Source organism: Terriglobia bacterium (assembly GCA_020073185.1).
Taxonomy (GTDB): domain Bacteria; phylum Acidobacteriota; class Terriglobia; order Terriglobales; family Acidobacteriaceae; genus JAIQGF01.
The window spans coordinates 1-24,609 of sequence record JAIQFT010000049.1 but is presented as its reverse complement, the minus strand read 5'-3'; the positions used below and the strand labels follow the sequence as shown (position 1 = coordinate 24,609).

At 62.2% G+C, this 24,609-nt stretch carries 25 protein-coding genes and 1 tRNA gene; 17 read left to right on the top strand and 9 right to left on the bottom strand.

Going from position 1 to position 24,609, the window contains the following annotated elements:
• Positions 1–292: 292 nt before the first annotated feature.
• Entirely contained in the window at positions 293–466 is a 174-nt protein-coding gene (locus LAN64_15865; GenBank protein ID MBZ5569314.1) for a hypothetical protein, read from the bottom strand.
• A gap of 203 nt (positions 467–669) precedes the next feature.
• Here LAN64_15865 and LAN64_15860 point away from each other — a divergent pair, with 203 nt between their 5' ends.
• Entirely contained in the window at positions 670–1,086 is a 417-nt protein-coding gene (locus tag LAN64_15860; protein MBZ5569313.1) for a hypothetical protein, read from the top strand.
• A 17-nt stretch (positions 1,087–1,103) separates the two neighbouring features.
• Here the strand turns inward: LAN64_15860 and LAN64_15855 are convergent, their stop codons facing one another.
• Positions 1,104–1,508: a hypothetical protein gene (locus LAN64_15855; GenBank protein MBZ5569312.1), complete on the bottom strand. Its 405-nt coding sequence runs from the start codon at positions 1,506–1,508 to the stop codon at positions 1,104–1,106.
• 675 nt (positions 1,509–2,183) lie between these two features.
• On the opposite strand from LAN64_15855, the gene LAN64_15850 reads away from it, so the two are divergent.
• Positions 2,184–3,110, top strand: a complete 927-nt coding sequence (locus LAN64_15850) for a universal stress protein (protein ID MBZ5569311.1) — start codon at positions 2,184–2,186, stop codon at positions 3,108–3,110.
• A 98-nt stretch (positions 3,111–3,208) separates the two neighbouring features.
• Here LAN64_15850 and LAN64_15845 read toward each other — a convergent pair whose 3' ends face one another.
• From LAN64_15845 to rpe, 3 genes are all read right to left on the bottom strand, one after another.
• Entirely contained in the window at positions 3,209–4,690 is a 1,482-nt protein-coding gene (locus LAN64_15845) for a response regulator (GenBank protein ID MBZ5569310.1), read from the bottom strand.
• 209 nt (positions 4,691–4,899) lie between these two features.
• On the bottom strand, positions 4,900–6,324 hold the full coding sequence (gene bamD, locus LAN64_15840) for an outer membrane protein assembly factor BamD (GenBank protein ID MBZ5569309.1): 1,425 nt from the start codon (positions 6,322–6,324) through the stop codon (positions 4,900–4,902).
• Positions 6,325–6,737: 413 nt separating this feature from the next.
• A complete protein-coding gene (gene rpe, locus LAN64_15835) occupies positions 6,738–7,412 on the bottom strand; it encodes a ribulose-phosphate 3-epimerase (protein ID MBZ5569308.1) in 675 nt (224 codons plus the stop codon).
• A 181-nt stretch (positions 7,413–7,593) separates the two neighbouring features.
• Between rpe and LAN64_15830 the strand changes: the two genes are divergently transcribed.
• Entirely contained in the window at positions 7,594–8,424 is an 831-nt protein-coding gene (locus LAN64_15830; GenBank protein MBZ5569307.1) for a DUF1003 domain-containing protein, read from the top strand.
• A gap of 114 nt (positions 8,425–8,538) precedes the next feature.
• Here the strand turns inward: LAN64_15830 and LAN64_15825 are convergent, their stop codons facing one another.
• Complete coding sequence (locus LAN64_15825; GenBank protein ID MBZ5569306.1) at positions 8,539–8,769, bottom strand: hypothetical protein; 231 nt, start codon at positions 8,767–8,769, stop codon at positions 8,539–8,541.
• 455 nt (positions 8,770–9,224) lie between these two features.
• On the opposite strand from LAN64_15825, the gene LAN64_15820 reads away from it, so the two are divergent.
• The gene (locus LAN64_15820) at positions 9,225–10,031 is read left to right on the top strand and encodes an ATP-binding cassette domain-containing protein (GenBank protein MBZ5569305.1); all 807 of its coding nucleotides are present in this window, start codon (positions 9,225–9,227) and stop codon (positions 10,029–10,031) included.
• 9 nt (positions 10,032–10,040) lie between these two features.
• Here LAN64_15820 and LAN64_15815 read toward each other — a convergent pair whose 3' ends face one another.
• Both LAN64_15815 and LAN64_15810 read right to left on the bottom strand, forming a co-directional pair.
• Positions 10,041–10,685, bottom strand: a complete 645-nt coding sequence (locus LAN64_15815) for a DsbA family protein (GenBank protein MBZ5569304.1) — start codon at positions 10,683–10,685, stop codon at positions 10,041–10,043.
• An 84-nt stretch (positions 10,686–10,769) separates the two neighbouring features.
• Complete coding sequence (locus LAN64_15810) at positions 10,770–12,947, bottom strand: TonB-dependent receptor (GenBank protein MBZ5569303.1); 2,178 nt, start codon at positions 12,945–12,947, stop codon at positions 10,770–10,772.
• 758 nt (positions 12,948–13,705) lie between these two features.
• Here LAN64_15810 and LAN64_15805 point away from each other — a divergent pair.
• The 13 genes from LAN64_15805 (at position 13,706) to rplI (ending at position 23,896) form a co-directional block, all read left to right on the top strand.
• Positions 13,706–13,981: a hypothetical protein gene (locus tag LAN64_15805; protein ID MBZ5569302.1), complete on the top strand. Its 276-nt coding sequence runs from the start codon at positions 13,706–13,708 to the stop codon at positions 13,979–13,981.
• Between the two features lie 85 nt (positions 13,982–14,066).
• On the top strand, positions 14,067–16,172 hold the full coding sequence (fusA, locus tag LAN64_15800) for an elongation factor G (GenBank protein MBZ5569301.1): 2,106 nt from the start codon (positions 14,067–14,069) through the stop codon (positions 16,170–16,172).
• Between the two features lie 130 nt (positions 16,173–16,302).
• Positions 16,303–16,509, top strand: coding sequence for a hypothetical protein (locus LAN64_15795; GenBank protein ID MBZ5569300.1), 207 nt, complete (start codon positions 16,303–16,305; stop codon positions 16,507–16,509).
• Between the two features lie 171 nt (positions 16,510–16,680).
• Entirely contained in the window at positions 16,681–17,163 is a 483-nt protein-coding gene (locus LAN64_15790; protein ID MBZ5569299.1) for a prepilin-type N-terminal cleavage/methylation domain-containing protein, read from the top strand.
• A 23-nt stretch (positions 17,164–17,186) separates the two neighbouring features.
• Positions 17,187–18,260: a Holliday junction branch migration DNA helicase RuvB gene (gene ruvB / locus LAN64_15785; protein ID MBZ5569298.1), complete on the top strand. Its 1,074-nt coding sequence runs from the start codon at positions 17,187–17,189 to the stop codon at positions 18,258–18,260.
• A 342-nt stretch (positions 18,261–18,602) separates the two neighbouring features.
• Positions 18,603–19,571 carry a 4-(cytidine 5'-diphospho)-2-C-methyl-D-erythritol kinase gene (gene ispE / locus LAN64_15780; protein ID MBZ5569297.1) on the top strand — a complete coding sequence of 323 codons (969 nt, stop codon included), beginning with the start codon at positions 18,603–18,605 and terminating at the stop codon, positions 19,569–19,571.
• A 93-nt stretch (positions 19,572–19,664) separates the two neighbouring features.
• Positions 19,665–19,738: transfer RNA gene (locus LAN64_15775), tRNA-Gln, on the top strand.
• Positions 19,739–19,836: 98 nt separating this feature from the next.
• Positions 19,837–20,931 (top strand): ribose-phosphate pyrophosphokinase, encoded by a 1,095-nt coding sequence (locus LAN64_15770; GenBank protein ID MBZ5569296.1) that lies wholly within the window; start codon positions 19,837–19,839, stop codon positions 20,929–20,931.
• A gap of 61 nt (positions 20,932–20,992) precedes the next feature.
• Positions 20,993–21,730 (top strand): 50S ribosomal protein L25, encoded by a 738-nt coding sequence (locus tag LAN64_15765; protein ID MBZ5569295.1) that lies wholly within the window; start codon positions 20,993–20,995, stop codon positions 21,728–21,730.
• Between the two features lie 65 nt (positions 21,731–21,795).
• Positions 21,796–22,386 (top strand): aminoacyl-tRNA hydrolase, encoded by a 591-nt coding sequence (pth, locus tag LAN64_15760; GenBank protein MBZ5569294.1) that lies wholly within the window; start codon positions 21,796–21,798, stop codon positions 22,384–22,386.
• Between the two features lie 90 nt (positions 22,387–22,476).
• The gene (rpsF, locus tag LAN64_15755; GenBank protein ID MBZ5569293.1) at positions 22,477–22,872 is read left to right on the top strand and encodes a 30S ribosomal protein S6; all 396 of its coding nucleotides are present in this window, start codon (positions 22,477–22,479) and stop codon (positions 22,870–22,872) included.
• A gap of 111 nt (positions 22,873–22,983) precedes the next feature.
• Complete coding sequence (rpsR, locus tag LAN64_15750; protein MBZ5569292.1) at positions 22,984–23,334, top strand: 30S ribosomal protein S18; 351 nt, start codon at positions 22,984–22,986, stop codon at positions 23,332–23,334.
• A gap of 103 nt (positions 23,335–23,437) precedes the next feature.
• Positions 23,438–23,896, top strand: coding sequence for a 50S ribosomal protein L9 (gene rplI / locus LAN64_15745; protein ID MBZ5569291.1), 459 nt, complete (start codon positions 23,438–23,440; stop codon positions 23,894–23,896).
• A 39-nt stretch (positions 23,897–23,935) separates the two neighbouring features.
• Here the strand turns inward: rplI and LAN64_15740 are convergent, their stop codons facing one another.
• A complete protein-coding gene (locus LAN64_15740) occupies positions 23,936–24,439 on the bottom strand; it encodes a hypothetical protein (protein MBZ5569290.1) in 504 nt (167 codons plus the stop codon).
• Positions 24,440–24,609 lie beyond the last annotated feature (170 nt).

Here is a 24,609-nt window from a genome sequence, read left to right as displayed (position 1 = left end):
CATCGCACGCGCGATGCGGCTCAAGTAAAAGGGGCTCAGTGTGGGGCCAACAGTGAATCGCACACTTAAACTCACCGCATTACTTCTCTGCTTGTGCGTTGCTGTTCCGGCAGCTTACGCGCCGGGAAATGGCCATGCTGCAGACCTCGACGAGATCAGCGGCCCACGTCCCCGGGAGGGGTTCTCGGTGGTGACCCCGGAAGACATCGAGAAGCTTTGCCAGGTCGCCATTGAACGGGGCGAAAGACCCAGCCACGAGGGTAGCTTGGTCTTGGAGTTCAGGTCCGGCGCATTACGCCAGTACGTTGCGCTGACGTTCGCCCTCGGGCTGTTCGGAAGCTTTGTAGCCATTGAAAGGATCGACTTCATCCAGGAACAGTGGCGAGTAAACGTCCTCCATCAGGATGAGATTGACCAGTGGGTGGTTTCCGCCAACGCCAACGGCACGGCCCGCTACGTTTGGCACAAGCATCTGCTCGAAGACAAGGGGGCGATACTGAAGGAGGAGTTTCTCCCCGTCGATGAGGACAGCGCGAAAGCAATCGTTGAAAAGATCGCTGCGCGATTTCTCCCGAATCGGGCGGCAGGGTGGCGAACTGCCGTCATGAAGAAGCGGCAGACTGTGGCAGGTTTGCAGCCAGAGCGTTGGATCGACGACGAACTGGCAAGGTGCAAGTTCAACGACGCACGCCACGGCAAGAGGCTGCGGAAGCTACTGGGGCAACTCTCAGACCAGGTCGGTGGGGAATCCCGTGGGCTGGTCAGGATTGGGCTAGCATCACAGCGGCGTACCGCTTCTTCTCCAACCCGCGGGTCAGCGAGGAAGCGATTCTGGGCGGGCATTATCACGCTACGCGGGACCGGATCACCGCCTGTAGCGCGCTCTTCCTGATGCTGCCCGACACGACTGAGTTCAGTTTCCGCCGCAATGATGTAGCACCCGTTGGCATCCTTCACAAGCCCTACAATGGCGGGTGGCTAACCTTTCTGCCGTCAGAGAACTGTGGGCGCCCCACCTTTCGCGGTTTTCGAAAGGTGGAAAATAGCCGACTCAACCCTCGCGATCGATTGATTGAAGCTACTTGATCGTATTTTCGTATAGTCTAGTAACCGTTTGACCCCGCCTGACGTGCTTTCTGCACTACATCTACCCGCGACAGGTCGAAGCAGTCCTGGCGGTGCATAATGCGGCTGTAGACCAGTACCACAGGTTCCGAGGTGGTGAGGTCGAGCTTATCTTCTTGATTGTCACAAAACGTGACGAACTGGGAAAACATGGGATACGTCTGCACGGGCTTGACTTCAACGTTGGTGAACAGTTTGTCTCCATGGCGAAACACCAGGGCTCTGACCACGTTCCCGTACAGGTACTGGTACGGGTTATCCTGATAGGCGGGAAATGCGGGTCCGGATTTCTTTGCGACGGTGGAGGATTCTGAGCTGGATGCCAGAATCAGGACAAGAACGGCCAGCCCAAGAACGAAGACGATGCGGCAACCAAGCTTCATACATTAGTCCTTTAGAAATGAGCGGCGATTCCGCCGCCAACTGACGTCACAGTCCATTTCTCATTCGCGACCTGCGTCCAGCCGCGCCTCGTGGCAAACATTGGACAGCAAGTCCTTCCCGCCTGGCGACAGCGTCCAATGCCACCGCGATGGATCGAAATGGCATGTATTGTCATGGCCCTAGGATAGGGCGATAGAAGCGGATCTGTATCCAGATGGACCAGTAATAGGTAATCGAGCAAGGTTACTGACGGATCAGGCTGGCTTTGACTTTCTCTCTGCGGTGGGGTCGGGCAATTGGTTCTTGCAACCGGAAATTGGCGGGTGGTAAACAGAGTCGAACGGTGGCAGGGGCGTTATCCTTCGGGAAGAAATCAGACTGCACGCAACCTCCCCTGCGATTACCACTCGGTTAGCAAGGCGGGGCGGCGCCGGGCGGTACAGGAGCGTGAGCACGGGCAAGGTTGCGCGAGCCGGCCATGAACTCCTTTGCGCCCCGCGTGGCGATGCTGAGCGGCCGTTGATCGCGCACCATACTCGCGTTGCAAATCGACAAATCGTGCTGAGCCGATGTGCCCTGCGTCACTGCGGCAAAAAACGCGCACGCGTAGACTTGAGTTAGACAATCGAGAGCGCCGAGCCGCAGGACTGACCCGACGCTTGAGGAGATGTGCCATGACTGCCACAACTCCACAAGTCGCGCTCGCCATCCGCAACGTGCTGGTCGCAACCGATTTTTCTCCCTGCTCGGAACGAGCCTTACTGCACGCCGTGGCCGCGGCCCATCACTTCGGCTCCACGCTGCACCTGGTACACGTCGTGCAACCCGGACTTTTTTCCTTTGTCCCGCCCGAAGCTTACCTAGGCAGTACCGAGGCGGTCGCGCGCGCCATGGACCTGGCCCGCACCGAAACCCGCGCCCTGCTCGATCGTGTTCTGGCCCGCACGCATTGCCAGGACCTGACCCATCATGCCTGGATCCAGGCGGGCGCGGTTGGCGAGGTACTGCGCGCCATCATGGAACGCGAGCACATCGATCTCGCCGTGGTCGGCACGCATGGCAGGACGGGGGTACGCAAGCTGGTCCTGGGGTCGGTCGCTGAAGATGTTTTCCGCTATGCCTCATGCCCGGTGCTGACCGTCGGTCCGCATTCCTGGCAGTCCGACCCGCAGACGGTGCGCTTGAAGCACGTTCTGTTTCCCACCGACTTCTCCCCGGACTCGGCGCGCGCCCTGCCGTTGGCCATGGCCATCGCCGCAGATTTCGCCGCCCAGCTCACCCTGTTGCACGTGGTCGAACGCCTCGACGGCGAAGCCGCCCACGATCGTCAGCGGATCATAAACGCGCTGGAACGGCGCATGATCGAAATGGTGGCCGCCGCCGGGGCAATGCCGCCGTGGGTTGACCTTCATGTGGCCTTCGGCAATGTCGCCGATATGGTTATCGGAACGGCCGCACGCCTTGGGGTGGACCTGGTCGCCTTCGGTCTGAAGGCGCCCGACACTTTTGTGGACCACTTGCCCTGGATGCACGCATACAAGGTGGCGTGCCAGGTCGAATGCCCGGTGCTCAGCTTGCGCGGTCCATCCGCCCGGTGGTAGACGGACTAGGCCGGCTCCGCGCCTGATGAACGCTTGTATTTTTTATTGCGCAGTGGCTTCAGCACCGCCGATTTCTATTGGCGGGTGCCCATCAGCGGCTACGATTTTAGTTCCTTCACGATCGCCGCGATCAGTACGCCTTGATACCGCTCCAGCACGCGGCTGACCGCTTGCGCGAGACGCTGTTCGTCCGGGACCGCAACCGCGAACGCCGCTTGTGCAGGAGGCTCCATCTCCGGCTGCGGCGCGGGCGCCGGCGGCGCTTGCTTCTGCGCCGCTTCCAATTCGGCCGCGAATTGAGCCACGAGTTGTTGCGTAAGGTTGTGGGTCTCAGCAGCAGCGGCCGCCGCCGCGCTTTCCGCCGACACGGCTTCGGGGTGCGGCGCCATCATTTCCGCGATTCCTGTTTCCGGCTCGGGCGAAACCTCCAGCGGTTGCGTATCCATTCCGACCTCCGCTTCCGGCACGGCTTGCAGCCGTTGCGTTTTCACCCCGACCTCAGGTTGCGGCTCGGCTTCAGGCGCGGGCGCTGCGGCGGGAGCCCCGCCGGAGAACCCCAAAGCATCCCTCACGTCCGGATCGCCCCAATGCGGATTGGGTGTTTCCGGCAGAGAATCGTCGACAGGGGCGCGCGACTCAACTTCCAGTTCCATCTCTTCGGGCGGCTGCTCCATGACGATTCCGACCGGTACGTCCTCCGGATGCTCCTGGCCGAACTTGGTGGCGAATTGCGTGATGTCCGACGGATTGGTGACCAGCGCCGCGTCCTGCACAATCGGCACCTGTGCTGCCGATTCCTGCGCCGTGACTTCCAGTTCCGCCGCGGGCGGTACGTCCATCGCCGCAGTTCGCGGCGCCGAGGTAAACTCCAACTCCGCCGGCGGCGCAAGCACTGCCGCTTCGGTATGGTCCAGGTCGAAAACCGGCGAGGGCGCACTCAAATCAAACGTTTGCGGTTGACTCTCTGCCGCATAGGCGGCGGGCGCTGCTTCCACCCCAAACTCCGGCACAGGTCTTGCCGGTACGGCCTCCAAATGTTCGATCCCCAGCGCAGGCGCAGACGCCACTTCCTGCGACATCTCCGGCGCTTTGGCGGCGGCATCATCCTCGGGCGCGGCCCCCGCCTTCCACTCGGCGTAGCTTTCGTCCTCGAATTCCTGCAGCGCCGGCATCCCGGCGGCCTTTCCCGCTTCCGGCGGCGCCGGAGGATGGATTTTCTCCTCGAATTTGCGCACCACGGCGAGCAGATCGGTGGGCAAGAACGGCTTGGTCAGCACCCCGTCGGCCCTCACCCGGTTGCCGTCCGCAGCGTTGAACGGCTCCATGGGGGCCACCGTCAGCAGCACCGGCACCTGCGCCGTTTCGGCCGCGTTTTTCACCTTTTCGCAGACTTCCAGGCCGCTATAGCCCGGCATGTAAACATCGAGGATGATGAGCTCCGGCTTTTCCGCCACGATCTTCTTCATCGCGGCCGCGCCGTTGCTGACCGCGACCACAATGTAGCCGGCGTCGCTGAGGATCTTGCAGCCCATCTTCTGGGCAGTGATATTGTCGTCCGCTAGAAGTACCTTTAGCGCCACTACGAGCCTCTTGAGGGGGAGCGTAACCCCGAAGTTACTGTTTCTGCCCTTTCAAGTCAACCCAAACAGCAACCCGGTGGAGCTCCCTCATCCACCATCGGACATGTCCCTTCAGGCACGAAGCTTTCGGCTTCCACCCAAGCAGGTTGCACCAAAACAGAAGGGCGACGGGAGGCCGCCCTTCTTGCCCGCAGCCTGAAGCCTGCAGTCTAGAACGGAATCAGCTTCCCCAGCCCCTTCTTCTTTTTCTTCTTGCTGGTCGACGACGAGTTCTTATCATTGGCACTACTGCCAGCAGAAGAGGCAGCCGCTGAAGAACTGGAATCCGCCGCCGTCGGCACGGCCTGGCCTGCGGCCGCTTCGTTGATCTGCGCCGGAGGCGTCGCTGGAGCGGACGACTTCGCCGCCGGATCCGCGCTGTCCGCCGGCTTGATGGGCCTCAGCTCCGGCGGCCCGGTGTCGCCCGCATTCTCCGCCGGCGCCGCGTCGCTGCGCGGCACAGGCTGATTGGGCAGCGGTGTGGTGGCGCCCTTCACTGTTTCCACGCTGACGCTGCCCGTTCCTGCCGGCGGCTTGCCGGTGGCCGCGTGATACGCCGCCATATTTGCTTTGACGATGTCGGGCGCGTTGGTCGGCGTCGGATCCACCAGGGTCGGCTCGCCCACCCGCGCTGCCAGCGAGGTGTCGGGGCTGCGATGCAGGTTCAGCTTGAGCTTGCCCCAGTGTCCCAGTTCGCGCCGGCTCTCTTCTTCCTTCTTGTTCTGCGCGATCATCTCCGGGGTGGGCGTGGGAACCGGCCGGTGCAATGCCTCCAGACGCTTGCGGGCATCGCCGGCGCGGTTGGTCATCGGGTAACGGGTGATGATGCGCGCGTAGGCGACCGCGGCCTTGTCGGTAAATCCCTTGAGCAACTTCCCCTTGGCCACTTCATCGAATTTTGCCGCGCGGATCACGTCAATCTGCCGCTCGTAGGCATTGCCCAATAGGTACAGAGCCTCGTCGGCGCCGCTGTACAGGGGATACTCGTCTACCACCGTCTGCAGCCGAGCCACGGTTGCCGCCCAAGCCTCGCGCATCAGATAGAACCGCCCGATGAGGAACTCGCGCTCCGCCAGCACCTCCTGCACCTCCAGCAGCCGCTCTTTTGCCTCCGGCACCAGCTTGCTGTCGGGGAATTCCTGGATCAGCGACCGGTACTCCTCTTCCGCGCGCAAGGCGTGAGTGAAATCGCGGTCGGGCTTCTCCATTTGCCGATAGTGGATATTAGCCACCTTCAACTGCGCCTCGGCCGCTTCCGGCAGGTTGGGAAAGAAGGTTTCGAAGTCCTTGTACTCGTTCTCCGCCTGGGCCAAGGCCGCCGAGCCTCCTTCGGCGTACCAGGAATCGCCCACCGCCAGCTTGGCACGCGCGATGTACTCCGAATCCGGATAGGTGTTAATTAGCGTCTGCAAAATGATCCGCGCCTGGTCCATATGGTTGTGCTTCATCTGGTCCATGGCCCGATCAAACAACACCTTGTCCGGCTGCTTGGACCCAACATCGGCCAGCGGGTTGGAGACTTTCTTGTTGTGGCAGCCCGCCAGCGCGACCACCATCAGCGCCAGCAAGAGAAAGGAAAGAAAACGTCGCAACATGCCCTACCTCAATAGCTCTGAGAACCGAGACTCTGGAGCGGAAAACGGTACCTGCTAGTTTACAGGAGATCCGAAGTTGACGCGCACATCGAGTGAGGAGCCGTGTTCATCACTGGGGAACCCCCAGTTAGGTTCCCCCCTCCCCCACCCGGCTATCCGCCGTGAGCCATGCGTCATGCTTGGTGGACTTGACCTCGATTGCGCCACGGGCGGGAATTTGGCCCTGCAGCGGTTGTCCGTCTTTAGGCAGTTTCTGAAACTGATCCTGGGTGAACAGTCCCCCGTCAGGTAGTCCCGCGCCGCTGCGGGACTCTGCGAGAATTCTGGAGTGAGCTGTCGCGGAACTTAGGTTCCCGGGTTATGAACTGGCGTCGCTTCGCGACTCGCCTGAACAACTCGAAATTCGCGCCTCTCTACACTTTCAGCAGGGTCGCTTCGGTCGCCGCCTTGAGCAGGGATGCCGCGTTGCTCTTGATGTCGCCGGAGCCGAACACGGCGCTGCCCGCCACCAGTATCTCCGCCCCGGCGCGTACCACCTGCTGCACCGTGTCCAAGGCGATTCCGCCATCCACCTCGATGCGGTAATTCAGGTTGCGTTCGGTCCGCATGGCTGCCAGGCGCGCGATCTTGTGCAGCGACGCCGGGATGAACTTCTGCCCGCCGAAGCCGGGGTTCACCGACATCACCAGCACGAAGTCCACGAGGTCGAGCACCTCGCAAAGGGTGGCCACCGGGGTCGCGGGGTTGATCACCACGCCGGCGCGGCAGCCGTGCGACTTGATCAAAGTCAGAGTCCGGTTCAGGTGCACGCACTCTTCCTGGTGCACCGAGATCCAGTCCGCTCCGGCGTCCGCAAAGGCGCCGATGTAGAGGTCCGGGTTTTCGATCATCAGGTGACAATCCAGCGGCAACTGGGTGACTTTGCGCAACGCCTTCACCACCGGCGGCCCGATGGTGATGTTGGGCACGAAGTGGCCGTCCATCACGTCGACGTGCAGCAGCGACCCGCCACCCTGGCCCGCCGCGTGCACCTGGTCCGCCAAGTGGGCAAAATCAGCCGACAATATCGAAGGCGCCAGCTCGATCACGTTTTTCTCGCTTTCCCCCAGACGATTGCGCGCAGTTTACTACATCAGTGGATAGCCCGGCAGGGCCGGGCTGGATTCCGCCTTCCCCGCGAGACTTGCATCAGTGCCACCGAATCAATCGCCAATCCGCAAACGTCAATATTTCGATTACACTCCCTCAAACCCAGCGAGGAGATTCCGCATGCCCTGCGATCCCGAAGTGTTGAAGCAAGTCCCGCTGTTTGCCCAGCTCGACGACGAGGAGACCGCCGTCCTCGCCGCGCAGACCGAGATCAAGAGCTTCGCGCCGCGGCAGCGCATTTACAAAATCGGCGACTCCTCTGGACGCGCCTACATCGTCATCACCGGCCGCGTGCGCGTCGCCACGGTCGACGAAGACCACCAGGAAGTCGTCGTCGATGAGCCCGGGCAGGGCGAATTTTTCGGCTTCGCTTCCATGCTGGAGCAGACCCCGCACCAGACCGAGGCGCTGGCCGCCGAGGAAACCGTCTGCGTCGAGGTGGACCGCAATGACATTCTCCACCTCATCCAGCGCAAGCCGCACGCCGCCATGGACATGCTCTCCGTGCTTGGCCACCAGTTTCACGCCGCCCAGCAACTGGTGCGCATCCGCGCCGGCCGCCACCCCAACGAGATCATCGAGGAGCAGGCCACACTCGGCGAGCGCATCGCCGACTCGGTGGCCTCCTTCGGTGGCTCCTGGTCGTTCATCATCTTGTTTGGCGTCTTACTCACCATGTACACCATGATCAACGTGCGCCTCGCCAACCACGCCTGGGACCCGTATCCCTTCATCCTGCTCAACCTGTTTCTCTCCATGCTGGCCGCCATCCAGGCGCCGGTCATCATGATGAGCCAGAACCGGCAGGACAAGAAAGACCGCCTGCGCGGCGAACTTGACTACGACGTCAACCGCCGCGCCCACACCGAAATCCAGGGCCTGGCCCACAAGCTCAACCTGCTCGGCGACCGCCTCGGGGACATGGAGGAACTCCTGCGCTCGAAGGCGTGAGCAGCGCACGATGGCGTGGCAGGGCTTCAGCCCATGAAACTGGCAACCCTTTGCATTTGACCGGGTGGAGCAGGACTTCAGCTCTGCGAAACCGCCGCTGTCAGAAATGGGCGATCATCGATGCGGCGTGCCATGCAGCCATTTACTGATCTCTTCAGGAAAAGCGATCACGGCGCTGCGCTCCTTGCCTTTGGGACGATGCACGGGCAGGCCCTGATGTTCCCAGCGCTGCACGGTGCGCACACCGCGGCCCGTGTAAGCGGCAATTTCTTTCCACGAATTCAGCGGCTGAAAGACCGTCGCCAGAGTGGCCCCGCACGAGGGACATCGCATCGATGCAGACATAGGACCCTCCGGTAGCTGGAGTGTCTGAATTCTTGCGAATCTCGCTGCCGGCGTAAGTGACTGCCGTCACGCTCCAGCGTGCGCCCCGCGCAGCCGGCCTCGCGGAGAGTCGAAGCTCGCCTTGTGGCTATGAGGTGTGTGGCTATAATATTTGGCAAACAACAAGTGCGGAATCTGAGTGCAATACTTCCATCCGAATGCGCACTGCCCTTTCTGCGACCACGTAGATATCGTGCGTTCGCATCGCGCCAATTACCGGGAAGTTCTCATGTCGTGGCTGGTGCGGGTCTGGCCGTTACGGTGCAATCATTGCAGTTCCCGATGGCTGGTGTTCAGTTGGGTTGACCCTAAACGCCAGCTCAATTAGGCGGTTCTGGCTACGCTGATGCGGCTGGCGCAATTTAAAGAGCGAGGAGTGGCAGTTCAAAGGGTATTTTGACATGGGCTCAGTCGCGATGCCGCTGGTTGAAGTGCGCAATGTGACCAAGGTTTTTCTGCTCGGCGAATCCGCGTGGGGCGGAGGCGCGAAGGGCGAGGTGCGGGCGCTGGACGACGTGTCGCTCGACATTCACGCGGGAGAAACGCTTGGCCTGGTGGGCGAGTCGGGCAGCGGCAAGACTACGCTGGGCAGGGTGATTTTACGGCTCATTGAGCCGACGTCGGGAACAGTGCGCTTCGCGGAAAGCGCGGACGTGCTTGCGGCGAGCGCGGCCCAGATGCGGCGGCTGCGGCGCGACATGCAAATCATCTTCCAGGACCCGTTCGGCTCGCTCGACCCGCGCATGAGGGTGCGGGAAGTCCTGGCCGAACCGGCGCAGATTCACCGGGCGCAGATGGGCCGCGAAGAGCCAGCGCCGCTCACGCCGTCGGAGTTGCTGCGGGCCGTCGGCATGGATGAAGCGGCCCTGGGGCGGTATCCGCACGAGTTCAGCGGGGGACAGCGGCAGCGGATCGGGATTGCGCGCGCGCTGGCGCTGCGCCCGCGGTTTATCGTGGCCGACGAACCGGTGTCGGCGCTGGACGTCAGCGTGGGGGCGCAGATCATCAACCTGATGGCACGACTGCAGCGCGAGTTCAAGCTCACCTACCTGTTCATCTCGCACTCCATGCCGGTGGTACGTTACCTAGCGACGCGGATCGCGGTGATGTATCGCGGCAAGATCGTTGAACTGGGAACGACGGAGCAGATGACGACGCGCGCGGCGCATCCGTACACGCAGTCGCTGCTGGCGGCGACGCCGGAGCTGGCGCAAAGTCAGTAATAAGAACGTTCAGGAGCCGGCTTCGCTTTTCATCTGGTCAATCAATTGAAATAGCTGCGAACGATCGACGACTTCGATGAAGGGGCGTCCGGTGCGGCTGTTGTTGACGACGTAGAGCGTCGGCGTGTGCTGGATGCCGATGCGGGTGCCGAGGTCGCGGTCGGCGCGGACGGCGTTGGCGAACTTGTTCTGTGGGTCCACGACGAAGGGCAGCACGACCTTGTGTTCCTGGGCGAATTTTTCCGTGGCGACGCGCAGGCGCTGCTTCTGGCCGGTTTCGTCCAGGGGATTGGCGCCGGTGATCTGTTGCTGGTGCTCGAAGATGTACTCGCGATATTCCACGCCGAGCGCGGGCGACTTGCTGCCGAAAAAGCGGGCCAATACGGCGGCATCGAAGGACCACAGATGCTGGGGCAGGGGGAAGTCGTAGCGGACTACGGGGATCTTGTAGGCCTTGGCGGCTTCCAGAACGAGCGGGGCGGCGCGGGCGCAGTCGGGGCACTCGAGATCTTCGAAAACCACGATGGCCACCTTAGCGCCCTTGGGCGGGCGCAGGACCTCATTGGGGCTCTGCGCGCGCAAGGCGGTGGCGCCGCACGCGGCAAAAACTAACAAGCTGATCAGCCAGGCCACGCTGGGTTGCTTCGTCTTCATAGTGAGAGTTGCTCGTTGCATATAGATGCGACCGGGCACAGATAGTTGCGCTGGCGTGGAACCAGGTAATTTAGCGCATGAACGCTAGTACTTGAAGCGGTAGCGGACCTCGACGATGACTTCGCGCGGATTGGCGTAGTGAGTGCCGCCGAAGGTGTTGCTGTTGTCGAGCAAATACTGGTTGTTATTCAAATTCAGGCCACTGGCCTGGATAGTCCAGCTCTCGCCGAAAGTCTTGCCCAGAGAGAGATCAAAGGTGGTGTGCGACGGCAGGTGAGAGGGGCCGTCGCCGTTGAGGAAGCCGGAACCGTAATTGAGGTTGGCGGACATCCAGGAGTGCAAGGGCAGGCGGACATTGCCGCCGAAGCTGAGGGTGTCGCGCTGGTCGTGATCGAGAAGGAACCAGGTATCCTCGGGCGGGGAGAAGTCGGTAAGACCGCCGGTGACGCCGCCGAAGCCTTCCACCCACTGGCGCGAGAAGGCGAGATGAAGCGTAGCGCGGCCGGCGATTTGCGGGGAACGCACGGTGGCTTCGTAGCCGTGAATCCGGGCACGGTCAATGGTGAGCGGGAAGAAGATGTTGGAGTTTCCGAGGACGTCGTGATCGAAGAAGTTCTTGGCGGCAGTCTTGAAGTGCGAGAAGTCCAACGTCCAGCCGCGCAGAGGAATGGCCAGGCCGAACTCATGCTGCTCGTCGCGTTCGCCTTTGAGCGGCAGGAATCCGAAGCCTTGGTCGGCAGCGAGGGCGAGCTCGGGCCCGCCGACACTGAACAGAGGTGGCGCCTGGTAGTAGCGGCCGTAGAAGGCGCGCAAGGTCCAGCGCAGGCGAGGGACGGTGAGGGCGGCGCCGATGCGCGGGTCGGCGACCGTTTCATTGACCCCGCCGCTGAAATGGGTAAGGCGCACGCCGGCATTGAAAGTCAGCCATGACGCCGCCTTGAACTGATCTTCGGCAAACAGCGCGGCGAGGTTGCCCCACGTGTGCTGTGACGCGCTGAACGCGCCGGTGTCGCTGGTGAGGGCCAGGGCTCGGGATTCGCGCTGTGCGAAGCCTTCGACCCCGACGCGGGCATTGTGGCGCCCGCCGCTGGCGCCGAGGGTGACGACCCCGCCGGCATAATTGGAGCCGCGGTCGTCATCGACACTGCCCTGATAGTGCGCGGAATTGAAGTGGAAGAAGGGCGAGACGGTGAACATCAGCCCTTGCGGCGAGGTGTGCACCCAGGAGAAGTTGGCGAAGACGTCGCGCTCGTTATCGACGTCGCGCAGACCCAAGGCCTGCTGGTCGGGATCGTTGGGGACCTGGTAGTGGTCGCCGCGCACCGAGACGACGGAGCGAAGCTGATCGTTTGGCGTCTTGTTATAGATCAGAGACGTGAAAGCGCTGAGGCCGCTGCCGAGGTCGTGAATGACTTGGGGCACCGGGGTCTCCAGGCCGAGGTCGGTGCGGTTGCCGGAGATGCTGGCGTAATAGGCGAGGCGTTCATTGTGGTTGCCGAAGTTGAACTGGTTGTTGGTCTGATTGAAGCTGCCGTAGCTGGCGACGAGCTCGGCCTGGTGGTCGCGCTCGAAGCCGGAGCGCGGGACGACGTTGAGCACTCCGTAGGCGCGGTCGCCGTATTCGGAGGAGAAACCCCCGCGCTGGATTTCGAGATAGTCCATGTCCTTGGGGTCGAACTGCGGGCCGACGTTGCTGGCAATGTTGGTGTTGGGCACCGGGACGCCGTCGAGCAGCCAGGTGACTTGGTGTCCGCCGCGGAGGTGCAACTGGTCGTGCACGATGACCGCGCCGGGAGTGAAGTCGGTGATCATGGCGAGACTGTTGGTACGGTCAGCGCCGGGGGTCTGCGCAATCTGCTCGCGGCTGACCAGGGCGATGGTCGTGGACGTGGTGGTACCGACGGATTCGGGCTCGGCTTTGACTTCGATGGACTGGTGGACCTGGGCGATGGCGAGCGGGAAATGAGCTTCCAGGACGTAGCCGGAGGTGACGGTGAGGGTCTGGCGCGAATTGGCGAAACCGGGGGCGGAGACATCGATCTCGTAGGCGCCGGCGGGAACGGCGCCGAGGCGAAACTCGCCGAGGTCGTTGGTATCGGCGCTCTTGCGCCAGTCGGAGTTGACGGCGTGGATGACCACTTGGGCACCGACAATGGGACGGTGCTGGGCGTCGTGAACCAGGCCGCGAATACCGCCAAAGACGGTGGCGTGGGCGGCGGCAGCGTAAGCAAGCAGCACGACGAGAATCCAACTCTTTCGCATCGGGAGTTCCTTCCGCAAGGACGCAAAGGCGCAGAGCGCAGTTGATCATCGGAGCAGGTCCGGAGGGATGTACCGCAGGGGCTAAAGCCCGCACTGCTTTCCGGCGTGGTCAGCAGGCCTGAAGGCCTGCTCCACCCGATTTCAGCGACCCCAGTTGCATCGAGCCTGTCAGCATTGAGGCTATCTGCATTGAGGCTCCCGGAATCTGCTCGAACTATCGGTCACGCGGATGCGGGGCGCGGAGGGGCTCGGGAGGCGTGCAGGCGGGAAGGAGCGGCAGCAGCCTGGGACATTGACTCGGAAAGTTCGGGCGCGTGATAGACAGCGAATGAAAACGTGACGGAGGCGGATACCAAGTGCGCCTGGGCGTTGGGGAGAGCGTGGCACCATCCGCAGGCATGGCAGATGGATTCGAACTGGTCGCCGGACCGATCGTGCGGGTGGCAGCCATGCGAGGCACGCATGCAGCAGGCTTTTTGAGCCGGCGCGGATGCGGCAGCGGCGAAGGCGGTCGCCATCGGCCAGCATAGAGCGAGCACGATGAGCGAGGCAGTCGCGCGCGCGATTTGGCGTTTCGCGCCAATCATGGGCAATTAGAGTTACTACCCGGGGCTTTGGATACGCGAAATTAAGAACCCCACAGCGTAGGACAAGTATGCGATGGGGCAGGCGCGGGCGCAAGGAGAAGAAAGGCCTGCAGGCTTCGGGACCCAGGTCCAAGACCGACTAAGATCTTACCTACGAAGGTGGGGTGGCGCATGATCAAGCTCGCGATTCCTCTCGTCCACGTATCGGACTCGGCGGCAGCGGAGGATTTCTATTGCAAACGGCTCGGCTTCCGGCGGGAATTCGCAAAACGCGGCGACGATTCGAAACCGGACCCCTGTTTCATGGGATTGACGCGCGACGGAGTATGGGTGCACGTGTCGTCATTTTCCGGCGACGGAGTTTCCGGCGGTGTCGTAGGTCTGACCACCGCTGGGGTTCAAGTTGAGGGGGAAAATTCGCGTCTGCTAAAATCACAGGTTTCCTAACTCTCCCGTTCGCCCTTCCGCAAGGGGTCCTAATCCCGTCGGCGGTACAACCCGGGAAGTGGAATGGCTTAAAGGAGTTTCAATCGTGAAAGTTTATGAAGGCGCAAACGTGCGCAATGTGGCGGTGGTGGGCCACGGCCACGCGGGCAAAACGCAAATGATCTCCGCCATGCTGTATACCGCGGGCGCGACGCCGAAGCTGGGACGGGTGGACGACGGCAGCACCACCACCGATTTCGACGAAGAAGCGATCGCGCGGCAGATGACGATCTCCAGCGCGGTGGCGTACGCCGAGTGGAAGGGCACGAAAATCAATTTCATCGACACGCCGGGGTTCAACATGTTCGTGCACGAGGCCAAGATGGCGATGCCGGCGGTCGAGGGCGTGGTGGTGGCGGTGGACGGCGTCGGCGGGGTGGAGGTGGTCACCGAGAAGACCTGGCAGTACGCCGAGGAGTACAACCTGCCGCGAGTGATCGTCGGGTCGCGCATGGATCGCGAGCGCGCGGACGCCGAGCGCATGCTGGGGTCGGCGGTGGCCGCGTTCGGGCGGACGGCGATCGCGGTGCAACTTCCCATCGGCAGCGAGAAGAACCTGACCGGGGTGGTGGATCTGGTGCGGATGAGGGCGTTCAGCTACGAGATGGGCGGCAACGGGCAGGGCAAGGACGGCGAAATCCCGGCGAATTTGAAGGACGCAGCGAACAGCGCGCACGAAAGGCTGGTGGAGTTGATCGCCGAGGGCGACGACGCGCTGATGGAAGAATTTTTCGACAAGAGCACGATCAGCGAAGAGCACCTGCTGGCGGGGCTACGCAAGGCGGTAGAGGCGCGGCGGATTTACCCGGTGCTGTACACCTCGGGTCTGGGGAATATCGGGGCGGACCGATTGCTGCAGTTCATCGCGGATTATTTGCCGGCGGCGACGCAGCGTCCGCCGGTGGAAGCGCTGCCGAGCAGCGGCAATGGGGCGCCGCCGGCGCGCAAGGTGGCGGACAGGGAACCGGTGTCGGCGCTCGTGTTCAAGACGCTGAACGATCCGTTTGCGGGGCGCATTTCGTATTTCAAGGTCTATTCAGGCGTGTTGAAGAACGACGCGACGCTGCAGAACATCACCCGGTCGAGCCCGGAAAAGCTGGCGCACGTGTCCGTCATGCAGGGCAAGAACATGGTGCCGGTGAACGAACTCCATGCCGGCGACCTGGGCGCGGTGGCCAAGCTGCGCGACACGCTGACGGGCGACACGCTGGGCGATAAGGCGTCGCCGATCCAGTATGCGCAGGTGAAGCTGCCGGAGCCGGCGATCACGTTCGCCATCGAGCCGAAGACGAGAGCCGATGAAGACAAGCTGTCGAACGGCATTGCCAAGCTGCGCGAGGAGGACGCCATGCTGCGCTTCTTCCGCGACGAGCAGACGAAGGAGTTTTTGATCGCGGGCACGGGACAGCAGCACATCGAAGTGACAGTCTCGAAACTGAAGAAGCGCTTTCACACGGAGGTAAACCTGAAGGCGCCCAAGGTGCCGTACCGGGAGACGATCCGCGGACGGGCGGATGTGCAGGGACGTCACAAGAAGCAGACGGGCGGACACGGCCAGTTCGGCGACTGCCGGATCAAAATGGAGCCGCTGCCGCGGGGAGCGAATTTCGAGTTTGTGAACGAGATATTCGGGGGCGCGATTCCGCGGAACTTCATTCCGGCGGTGGAGAAGGGCATCGTGGAGGCGGCGCAGCGCGGCTTCCTGGCCGGCTACCCGGTGGTGGACTTCAAGGTGGTGCTGTACGACGGGTCCTATCACGATGTGGATTCCAACGAATTGTCGTTCAAGACGGCGGGGCGGATCGCGTTCAAGAAGGCGATGGAGCAGGCCAAGCCAACGCTGCTGGAGCCGATCATGAAGGTGGAAATCGAGATTCCGGACGAGTTTGCGGGCGCCATCATGGGCGACCTGAACGGGCGGCGCGGGCGCATTCAGGGCATGGACAACAAGGCCGGCAAGACGGTGATCAAGGCTGAGGTGCCGATGGCCGAGATGCTCACCTACGGCGTGGACCTCACCTCCATGACGCAGGGCCGCGGGTCATTCAACATGGAAATGGACCACTACGACATCGTGCCGACGCAGCAGCAGGAGAAGATCATCGAGAATTACAAGAAGTCGCGCGGCGAGGAGACGGAGGAGGAGGAGTAGTCGCGGGCCGCGACGCGCACCGAGTGGGCGGCCGAGAGAGACCGCCCCGATCGTTTGCGGAGAACATCCACCGCGACCGAAGCTGGGGCGGAGGATGTTGGCCAGCAGGGCAAGGGCATCGCGGTAGTGCATGGCGAGGTTCGCACAGTTCGAGATCTGGGAAAACAAGGGCGGGAAGTGGGAGTTTATTGCGTCGTTCATGGACTTCGACCTCGCCCACGCGATGGCGCGCAAACGCAGCTATCGCGTGCGCTTGATGCACGTAGTGTACGAAGACGGCAAGGTGGTCGGGCAGGAAGTGCTGACCGACATCGGGGCAACGCGGCAGGAGCCGTGAGAAAGCGATCGGTACACGGCCTAAAGTAACTTGCCAAGCCCGCGAGGGTGCGGCACAATGCGGATGCTTTCCTCCTCCCGTTACTTCTAAGAGTACCCTCCCCGATACTCCGCCAAAATGGGCCTATGATGTGCCTTGCGCGCATATCGCCGCGAGGCGGAGAGTGCGGGTATGAGGAAAGCAAAGGGATTCTCGCTGATCGAGCTGCTGATCGTGGTGGCGATCATCCTGATCATCGCCGCGATCGCCCTTCCCAACCTTTTGCGCGCGCGCATCGCCGCCAACGAAGCGTCGGCGGTGGCTTCCCTGCGCACCATCTCCACCGCCGAGACCACGTATGCGTCGACTTATCCCACTATTGGCTACACTTGCTCGCTGACCGAGCTGGGTCCGCCCGCCGGGGGTAGCCCCATCAGTTCCAGCGGAGCCGGTATCCTGGACAGTGTGCTGTCCACCGGCCAGAAGGCGGGTTACAACTTTGGCCTGCAAGACTGCGCCGGAACGCCTAGGGCCAACTACACTTCCACGGCAGCACCGATCAACATCGGCGGCACTGGGACCCGGGCTTTCTGCTCCGCCACCCCGGGTGTGATCAATTTCTCCGGCGACGGCCTGGTCGCGACTTGTTTGGCGTCGGGCACCGTGATCCAGTAGACGGTCCTCGATCCTTCAGCGCGATTGCGTGGCTGCTAGTTTCGTCTTACTATCGCCGCACAGTGGCTACATCCAAGGAAAACCCAGACCGCATTGTTTCCGCCGCCCCGGTGGACGATGATGCGTCGTACGAACTGAAGCTGCGGCCGCGGCGGCTGCAGGAATTCATCGGCCAGTCCAAGGTCAAGGAAAACCTGGCGGTGGCGATCGAGGCGGCGCGCTCGCGCGCCGAGGCGCTGGATCACGTGCTGCTGTATGGGCCGCCGGGGCTGGGGAAGACGACGCTGGCCACGATCATCGCCAACGAGTTGGGGGCGCAGTTTCAACAGACTTCGGGGCCGGCGCTGCAAATCAAGGGCGACCTGACCGCCATCCTCACCAACGTCCGCGAAAAACAGGTGCTGTTCATTGACGAGGTGCACCGGCTGCAACCGGTGCTGGAGGAACTGCTGTACTCGGCGCTGGAAGACTACAAGCTGGACATCATCATCGGGCAGGGACCGTCGGCGCGGACGCACACCATCGAGGTACAGCCGTTCACCTTTGTCGGGGCGACGACGCGGGCGGGGCTGCTGTCGTCTCCGCTGCGCTCGCGGTTCGGGATCGTGCTGCGGCTGGAGTTTTACACGCATGAGGATCTGCGGGTCATCGTCAAGCGCTCGGCGGAGATTCTGGGAGTGCAGATCGACCATGACGGCGCGCTGGAGATTGCGTCGCGGGCAAGGGGGACGCCGCGGATTGCCAACCGGCTGCTGCGGCGGGTGCGCGACTATGCCCAAGTGCGCGGTGGAGGGCACATTGATCGCGCGACGGCCGAGGCGGCGCTGCAGATGCTCGAAGTGGACCGCCACGGGTTCGACGAGATTGACCGCAAGCTGCTGCTGACGATCATCAACAAGTATGAGGGCGGTCCGGTGGGGGTAAATACGCTGGCGGCGGCGCTGGCCGAGGAGCCGGATGCGATCGAAGAGATCTACGAGCCGTTTCTGATTCAGATCGGGTTTCTGAACCGCACGCCGCGCGGGCGCACCGTGACGCACCTGGCGTACGAGCATTTCGGGCTGAAGCCGGGACAGAGGCAGAACACTCTGTTCTAGGCTGCCGGCGGTAGGCTTTCGAGCGGAATCCAATCAAGGCTTTACGATGGCGACCACCGCGACCGCACCTGAACGCGCATATGGCACCCGCGGCCTGGCGCGGGCGTGGCTTGCACTGGTAACGGCGCTGGCGCTGCACGTCACGGACGAAGCGCTCACCGGATTTCTGAATGTCTGGAATCCAACGGTGGCGGGAATGCACGCGCGCTGGCCGTGGCTGCCGATGCCGTCAACACTGCCGACCTGTTACGCCTGCCTTAATCCCGTCACTTCTGAAATTCGCCAACTCTTAAATCGCGAAAACTCACGTCCCCACAGCGCTGCATTACAATGGCCGCTCCCATGCCGACCGCTGCGCGCGCTTACGCCAAAATCAATCTCGGGCTGTACATCGGGCCGGTGCGCGGCGACGGCTTCCACGAACTGCGCACGGTGTACCAGACGATCGACGTCTTCGACGTCATTCGGGTAAGCGCAAGTTCCGGCACCGGCATCGAGATCTGCTGCCAACATCCGCAAGTGCCGCAGGACGAAAACAACACCTGCTGGCGCGTGGTAGAGCGGGTGATGCGCACGCTGAAGCAACGGCGGCGGGTGTTGATCCAGATCGAAAAGAATTTGCCGGTGCAGGGCGGGCTGGGCGCGGGGTCGTCGGACGCGGCGGCGGCCATGCTGGCGCTGGAGCGCGAGCTGGGTATACCGCTGGCGGCGGAAGACAAGCGGTCGATCGCGGCCGAGATTGGCAGCGACGTGCCGCTGTTTCTGGTCGGCGGCACGGTCTTGGGCATGGGACGCGGCGAGCAGGTGGCGCCGCTGCCGGACCTGCCGCCGCTGGCGCTGGTGATCGCCACACCGAACGTCGGAGTGTCCACGCCCCAGGCTTTCGCCGACTGGGATGCGCGGATGAACAGTGAGCAGGCGGCGTTGACGCCCGGGTCCGTGGCCAGTAGAATGGATCTGTTCAGCCGGGCGCTGTTTGCCTGGCTGGCGGGTTCCCTATCCGGTGTTCCTGTCAAAGACAGGGACCGTGGCGAGACACTGCTTCTCGACCTTGTCCGAGCCGGGATCGAAAACGACTTCGAGCGCGTCGTCTTTCCCCAGTGTCCCGAACTGCGCGAGGTGAAACGTGTCTTAGAGCGCGAAGGCGCGAAGTACGCGTCGCTGTCGGGTTCGGGGTCGGCGGTGTACGGGATCTTCGAATCGCCGGAAATGGCGGAGCGAACAGCGCCGGCACTGAAGGCACGGGGAATGGAGGCCAAGGCGGCAAGGACGCTGGGCCGGACAGAGTACTGGCGGCAGATGTTTGAATGATTTGCTGATTTACCGATTTGCTGATTTGGCGATGGGAAACCGGAATGCTTGCCAATCGCCCAATCACCAATTCACCCAATCGGCAAGTAGGGTTGGGCGGTCGACTAATGGTAGGTCAAGTGCCTTTGGAGCACTTTGTCCAGGTTCGAATCCTGGCCGCCCAGCCAAGAACCAGTGTCTGGTTGCGAGTTTCGAGTAAGAGGGCGAGAAGCTTGGAGTCAGTCGAAACCAGCTAATTGGTAAGCGCCAATGGCTAAGAGCTTTCATGCAGACGGGACACAAGCCGAGCCAGGCAGTCAATCCCACTGAGATGCGTACAGCAGCGAGCAACGTGATGGCGACAACGGTGGCAACGACCACGCAAAGGAAAGAAGACGCCGCGACGCAGGCGAAGGTGCGCAAACCGGAGCGCGCGCGCAGCGACGACAGGCTGAAGATTTTCTGCGGCACGGCCAACCCGGCGCTGGCAGACGAAATCTGCGCGTTCCTCGGCATTCCGCGCGGGCAGACGCAGATCACGCGCTTCTCCGACGGGGAGCACTACGTGCAGATCCTGGAGAACGTGCGCGGGGCGGACGTTTTCGTGCTGCAGCCCACGTGCCACCCGGTGGATTCGCACCTGATGGAGCTGCTGCTGATGATTGACGCGCTGAAACGCGCCTCGGCGCGGCGCATCACGCCGGTGATCCCGTATTACGGCTACGCGCGCCAGGACCGCAAGGACAAGCCGCGGTCGCCGATCAGTTCGAAGCTGGTGGCGGACCTGCTGACCACCGCGGGCGCCGACCGCGCGCTGATCGTGGACCTGCACGCACCGCAAATCCAGGGGTTTTTCAACATCCCGGTGGACCATTTGTTCGCCTCGCCGGTGCTGGTGGGCTACTACCGGGAGCGGGCGTACCCGGACCTGACGGTGGTGTCTCCGGACGCGGGTGGCGTGGAGCGCGCCCGGTTCTTCGCCAAGAAGATGGATTCGGCGTTGGCCATCGTGGACAAACGGCGGGTGGAGATGGATGTGACCGAGGTGATGCACGTGATCGGCGACGTGAAGGGCCGCACGTGTTTGCTGCTCGACGACATCATTGACACTGCGGGCACGCTGGTGAAGACGGCCAACGCGCTGCTGGAAAGCGGCGCGAAAAAGGTGGTCGCATGCGCCACGCATCCGGTGCTGTCGGGGCCGGCAATCGAGAGGATTTCGCAGTCGCCGCTGGAGCAGGTGGTGGTGACGAATACCATCCCGCTGAGCGAGGCGGGGCGCAACGAACCGAAGATCAAGGTGCTGTCCATCGCGGGGCTGATCGCGCGGGCGATCCAGTCCATCCACGAGGAGACCTCGGTCAGCCGGTTATTTACCTAGAGATTCCGTGGGGGATTGCTGGAGACCGGGGGCACAGAGCACAGAGAAGGACTTGGAAATTATGGCTACAACAACAGAACCCAACGTAGTGGAAGCACAGGTGCGGGAGGCGAAGGGGAAGAACGTCGCGCGCCGCGTGCGCAAGAGCGGGAAGGTGCCCGCCGTGGTGTATGGCGCCGGCAAACCGCCGGTGTCGGTGAGCGTGGATCCAAAGCAGATCACGCGCATTCTGCACTCGGAGTCGGGATACAACACGATTTTCGATTTGCACCTGGACGGCGAGCGCAGCAAGGCGATGATCGTCGAGTGGCAGTGGGAGCCGATCCGGGGAGCGCTGCTGCACCTGGACCTGAAGCGCATTGCCATGGACCAGCGCCTGAAGGTGAAGGTACCGATCGCGCTGAAGGGCGAAGCGGCGGGCGTGAAGCAGCAGGGCGGAATTCTAGACCAGGTGCTGCGCGAAGTCGAAGTGGAGTGCCTGCCGGGCGATATTCCGAGCCACGTCGACGCCGACGTTTCGCACCTGGTGTTCGGCGAGGTGCTGCGCGTGAGCGACCTGCCGGTGGACCGCGGCAAAGTGCGTATGATCACGCCGGCCGACCAAGTGGTGGCTCACGTTACGTCGGTGAAGGAAGAAGCTGCGCCGACTCCGGAAGCCGTGGCCGCCGAAGCTGCCGTCACGCCGGCCGAGCCCGAGGTTATCAAGAAAGGCAAGCAGGAAACGGCCGAGGAAGGCGCCGAGGTTGCTCCGGAAAAGGCCGAGAAGCCGGAAAAGGGCGAGAAGAAGGAGAAGAAATAGTTTCAGTTTCGCGTTTCAGGTCGGTGAACTGAAACTGAAACTGAAGCTTGAAACTGACTGACGGCATGAAGCTGGTCGTGGGACTTGGAAATCCCGGTATCGAGTACCAGTTCACGCCGCACAACCTCGGGTTCCTGGCGGTGGACCGACTGGCCGAGCAGTACGGGGCTGAGGTCAACAACCGGCGCTGCCGGGCGCTGACCGGGAAAACGCGCATCGGTCCGGAAGAAGTGGTGCTGGCCAAGCCCGAGACGTACATGAACCTGAGCGGGCTGGCAGTGCGAGAGTTGGCTAGCGAGCTCGAAGTGGAGCCGACACGCGACCTGGTGGTGATTTACGACGAGCTCGATCTGCCCTGGGGCACGATTCGTGTCCGGCAGCGCGGCGGGACGGCGGGGCACAACGGGCTGGAGTCGGTGGTGAACGCGCTGGGGACGCAGGAGTTTCTGCGCATCCGGCTGGGAATCGGCCCGGAGTTTCCGGTGAACGACGGCGCCAAGTACGTGCTGTCGCAGTTGAAGAAGTCGCAGTACGAGGTGGTGGACCAGGAACTGGATGCCGCCGCCGAAGCAGTGAAGGTGATCTTCAGCGAAGGCGCCGCGGCGGCGATGAACCGGTTTAACCGAAAGGCAAGCGGCGCGGCTGCGGACGAATGAGTTGCAAGTTCCGAGCTGGTGAATTGCGAACAAGAGAGTTTTTGCTGGTGGCTGAAGGCTGATGGCTGGCAGCTATCGCGGAGAAGGCGAATGCAACGTACCTACGAACTGATGTTTATCGTGCGGTCCGACATGGCCGAGGAAGACCTGGACAAACTGATTTCCACCCTGGAATCGCAGGTGAGCACCGCCGGCGGGACGCTGAGGAACGTGGAACGCATGGGCAAGCGGCGGCTGGCGTACCTGGTGCGCGGCTTCCAGGACGGCATGTATGTGCTGTTTACCATGGAAGGCAGCGGGCAAGTGGTCCGCGAGTTGGAGCGCCGCCTGCGCGTCGCCGAGCCGGTGATCAAGTTCATCACCGTGCGCGTGGACGAAGAGCAGAAGCGGCTGGCCAAGATCAAGGCCTTGCGCGACGCGAAGGTGAAGGCGAAACCCGCGCCGGAAGCAGAGGCGGGCAGCGAAGCGGCGCCGGCAACGGCGTAACCGCCAGTTCCTAGTTTCTGGTTTCGAGTTTCTAGTGGCCGCTCCGCGCGACCGCAGCTCGAATCTGGAGAACTAGAAACCAGAAACTTGAAACTGTTTCAGAGAGGAATCATGGCAGACGAAACAAACCGTAGCCAGGCTCCGGCAGGAGCCGATGGCGGAGAACCAAGCGCAGCCGTAGCGGCAGCGCCGACGCGCGGCCCGCGTCCGCAGCGTTCCGGCGGTCCTCGTGAAGGCGGCCGCAAGTATTTCCGGCGCAAGAAAGTGTGCAAGTTCTGCGTCGAGAAGATTGACTCGATCAACTACAAAGACGTCCGGCTGCTGGGGCAGTTCGTGGCGGAGAGCGGCAAGATTGTGCCGCGGCGCCTGACCGGCGTGTGCACGCCGCACCAGCGGCGGCTTTCCACGGCGATCAAGCAGGCGCGAAACATCGCGCTGCTGCCGTTTGCGGGCCGCGCCTAAAACGAGTCGCTAGTTTCTAGTTTCGAGTTTCTAGTGGCCCGGTGCGGCGGACTCGACCAGCTAGAAACTAGAAACCAGAAACTCGACACTGGAGATTTTGCAAATGGAAGTCATACTGAAAGAAGACGTGCCCAAGCTGGGCTCGCGCGGCGACGTGGTGAAGGTCGCGGAAGGATACGGGCGCAACTACCTGCTGCCGAAAAAACTCGCCATCGAGGCGACAAAGGCGAACAAGTCGGTGATCGAACAGATGAAGGCGGCCTCCGTCCGGCGTACGCAGAGAGACAAGGCCGACGCCGAGGCGCTGGCCGCGCAACTGGCCGGCGTGAGCATCCTGTTCCAGCGCCGGTCTGGCGAGCGCGACGAGTTGTTCGGGTCGGTAACGTCGAGCGACCTGGCGGCGGAGCTGGAAAAGAAAGGCTTCAACATCGATCGCCGCAAGATCCAACTGGATGAGCCGCTCAAGACGTTGGGCGAGTTTAAGGTACCGGTACGGCTGTTCAAGGACGTCACCGCGCAGGTGAAAGTGGAAGTGCAAAAGGAAGCCGAGCCGGAGGAGTAGTTTCAGTTTCAGTTCCAGTTCGTCAGTTACCGTAGGACACTACTTACCTGAGGGTAAGCGCGGATTGCGTGCTAAAAGCAAGGTGACGAGCGCGAAGATTGCTGCTAGGCCGATCAACAAATAACCTTGGACTGAGGAAGGCGCCGAGGCAACTATTAGTTTGTACATACCAGCAGCCAAGGTTGCAAGCGTGATGCCCCCCCCATAAACGCGCAACATGCGTTGGTCGAAATGCAAGCCGAACTGTTCCGCGAATGTACTGCGCATTTTGTTGTCGATTTTTTCGGGAATGCCGGAAATAGCTTCGGAGATAGTGCTTGTTTCTTTATCGATCTTCTTTTCGATGTTGTCTTGTAGCGTCTTAAATTCCGACTTGAGTAACGCAACATCCTTGGACACGATTTCAAATTTGCCTTGAATCTCCACCAATTCAGTGCCGATATGGTTAAAGGGATACCCAGCCTGGGTCAGTTGCTTGACGGGGTCGAGTTTTCTTCGTGTTTTAGTGACGAGTAGCCGATCTGGAATATCGGCCGGAATCATTCGAGCTGATTCCTTGATGCCGTTTGTATTCTGGGTTCTGCACAAGAATCTGGTGAACTGCGCATTCTATGCGGCTTTCTGAAGAACCAGGAATTGGGTCTTGGTGGCGGCCAGCCGCTGCGCCTTGAGCAGCAGGTAGTTCAGGTCGCGGTAGCCGCGGCCACGACGTA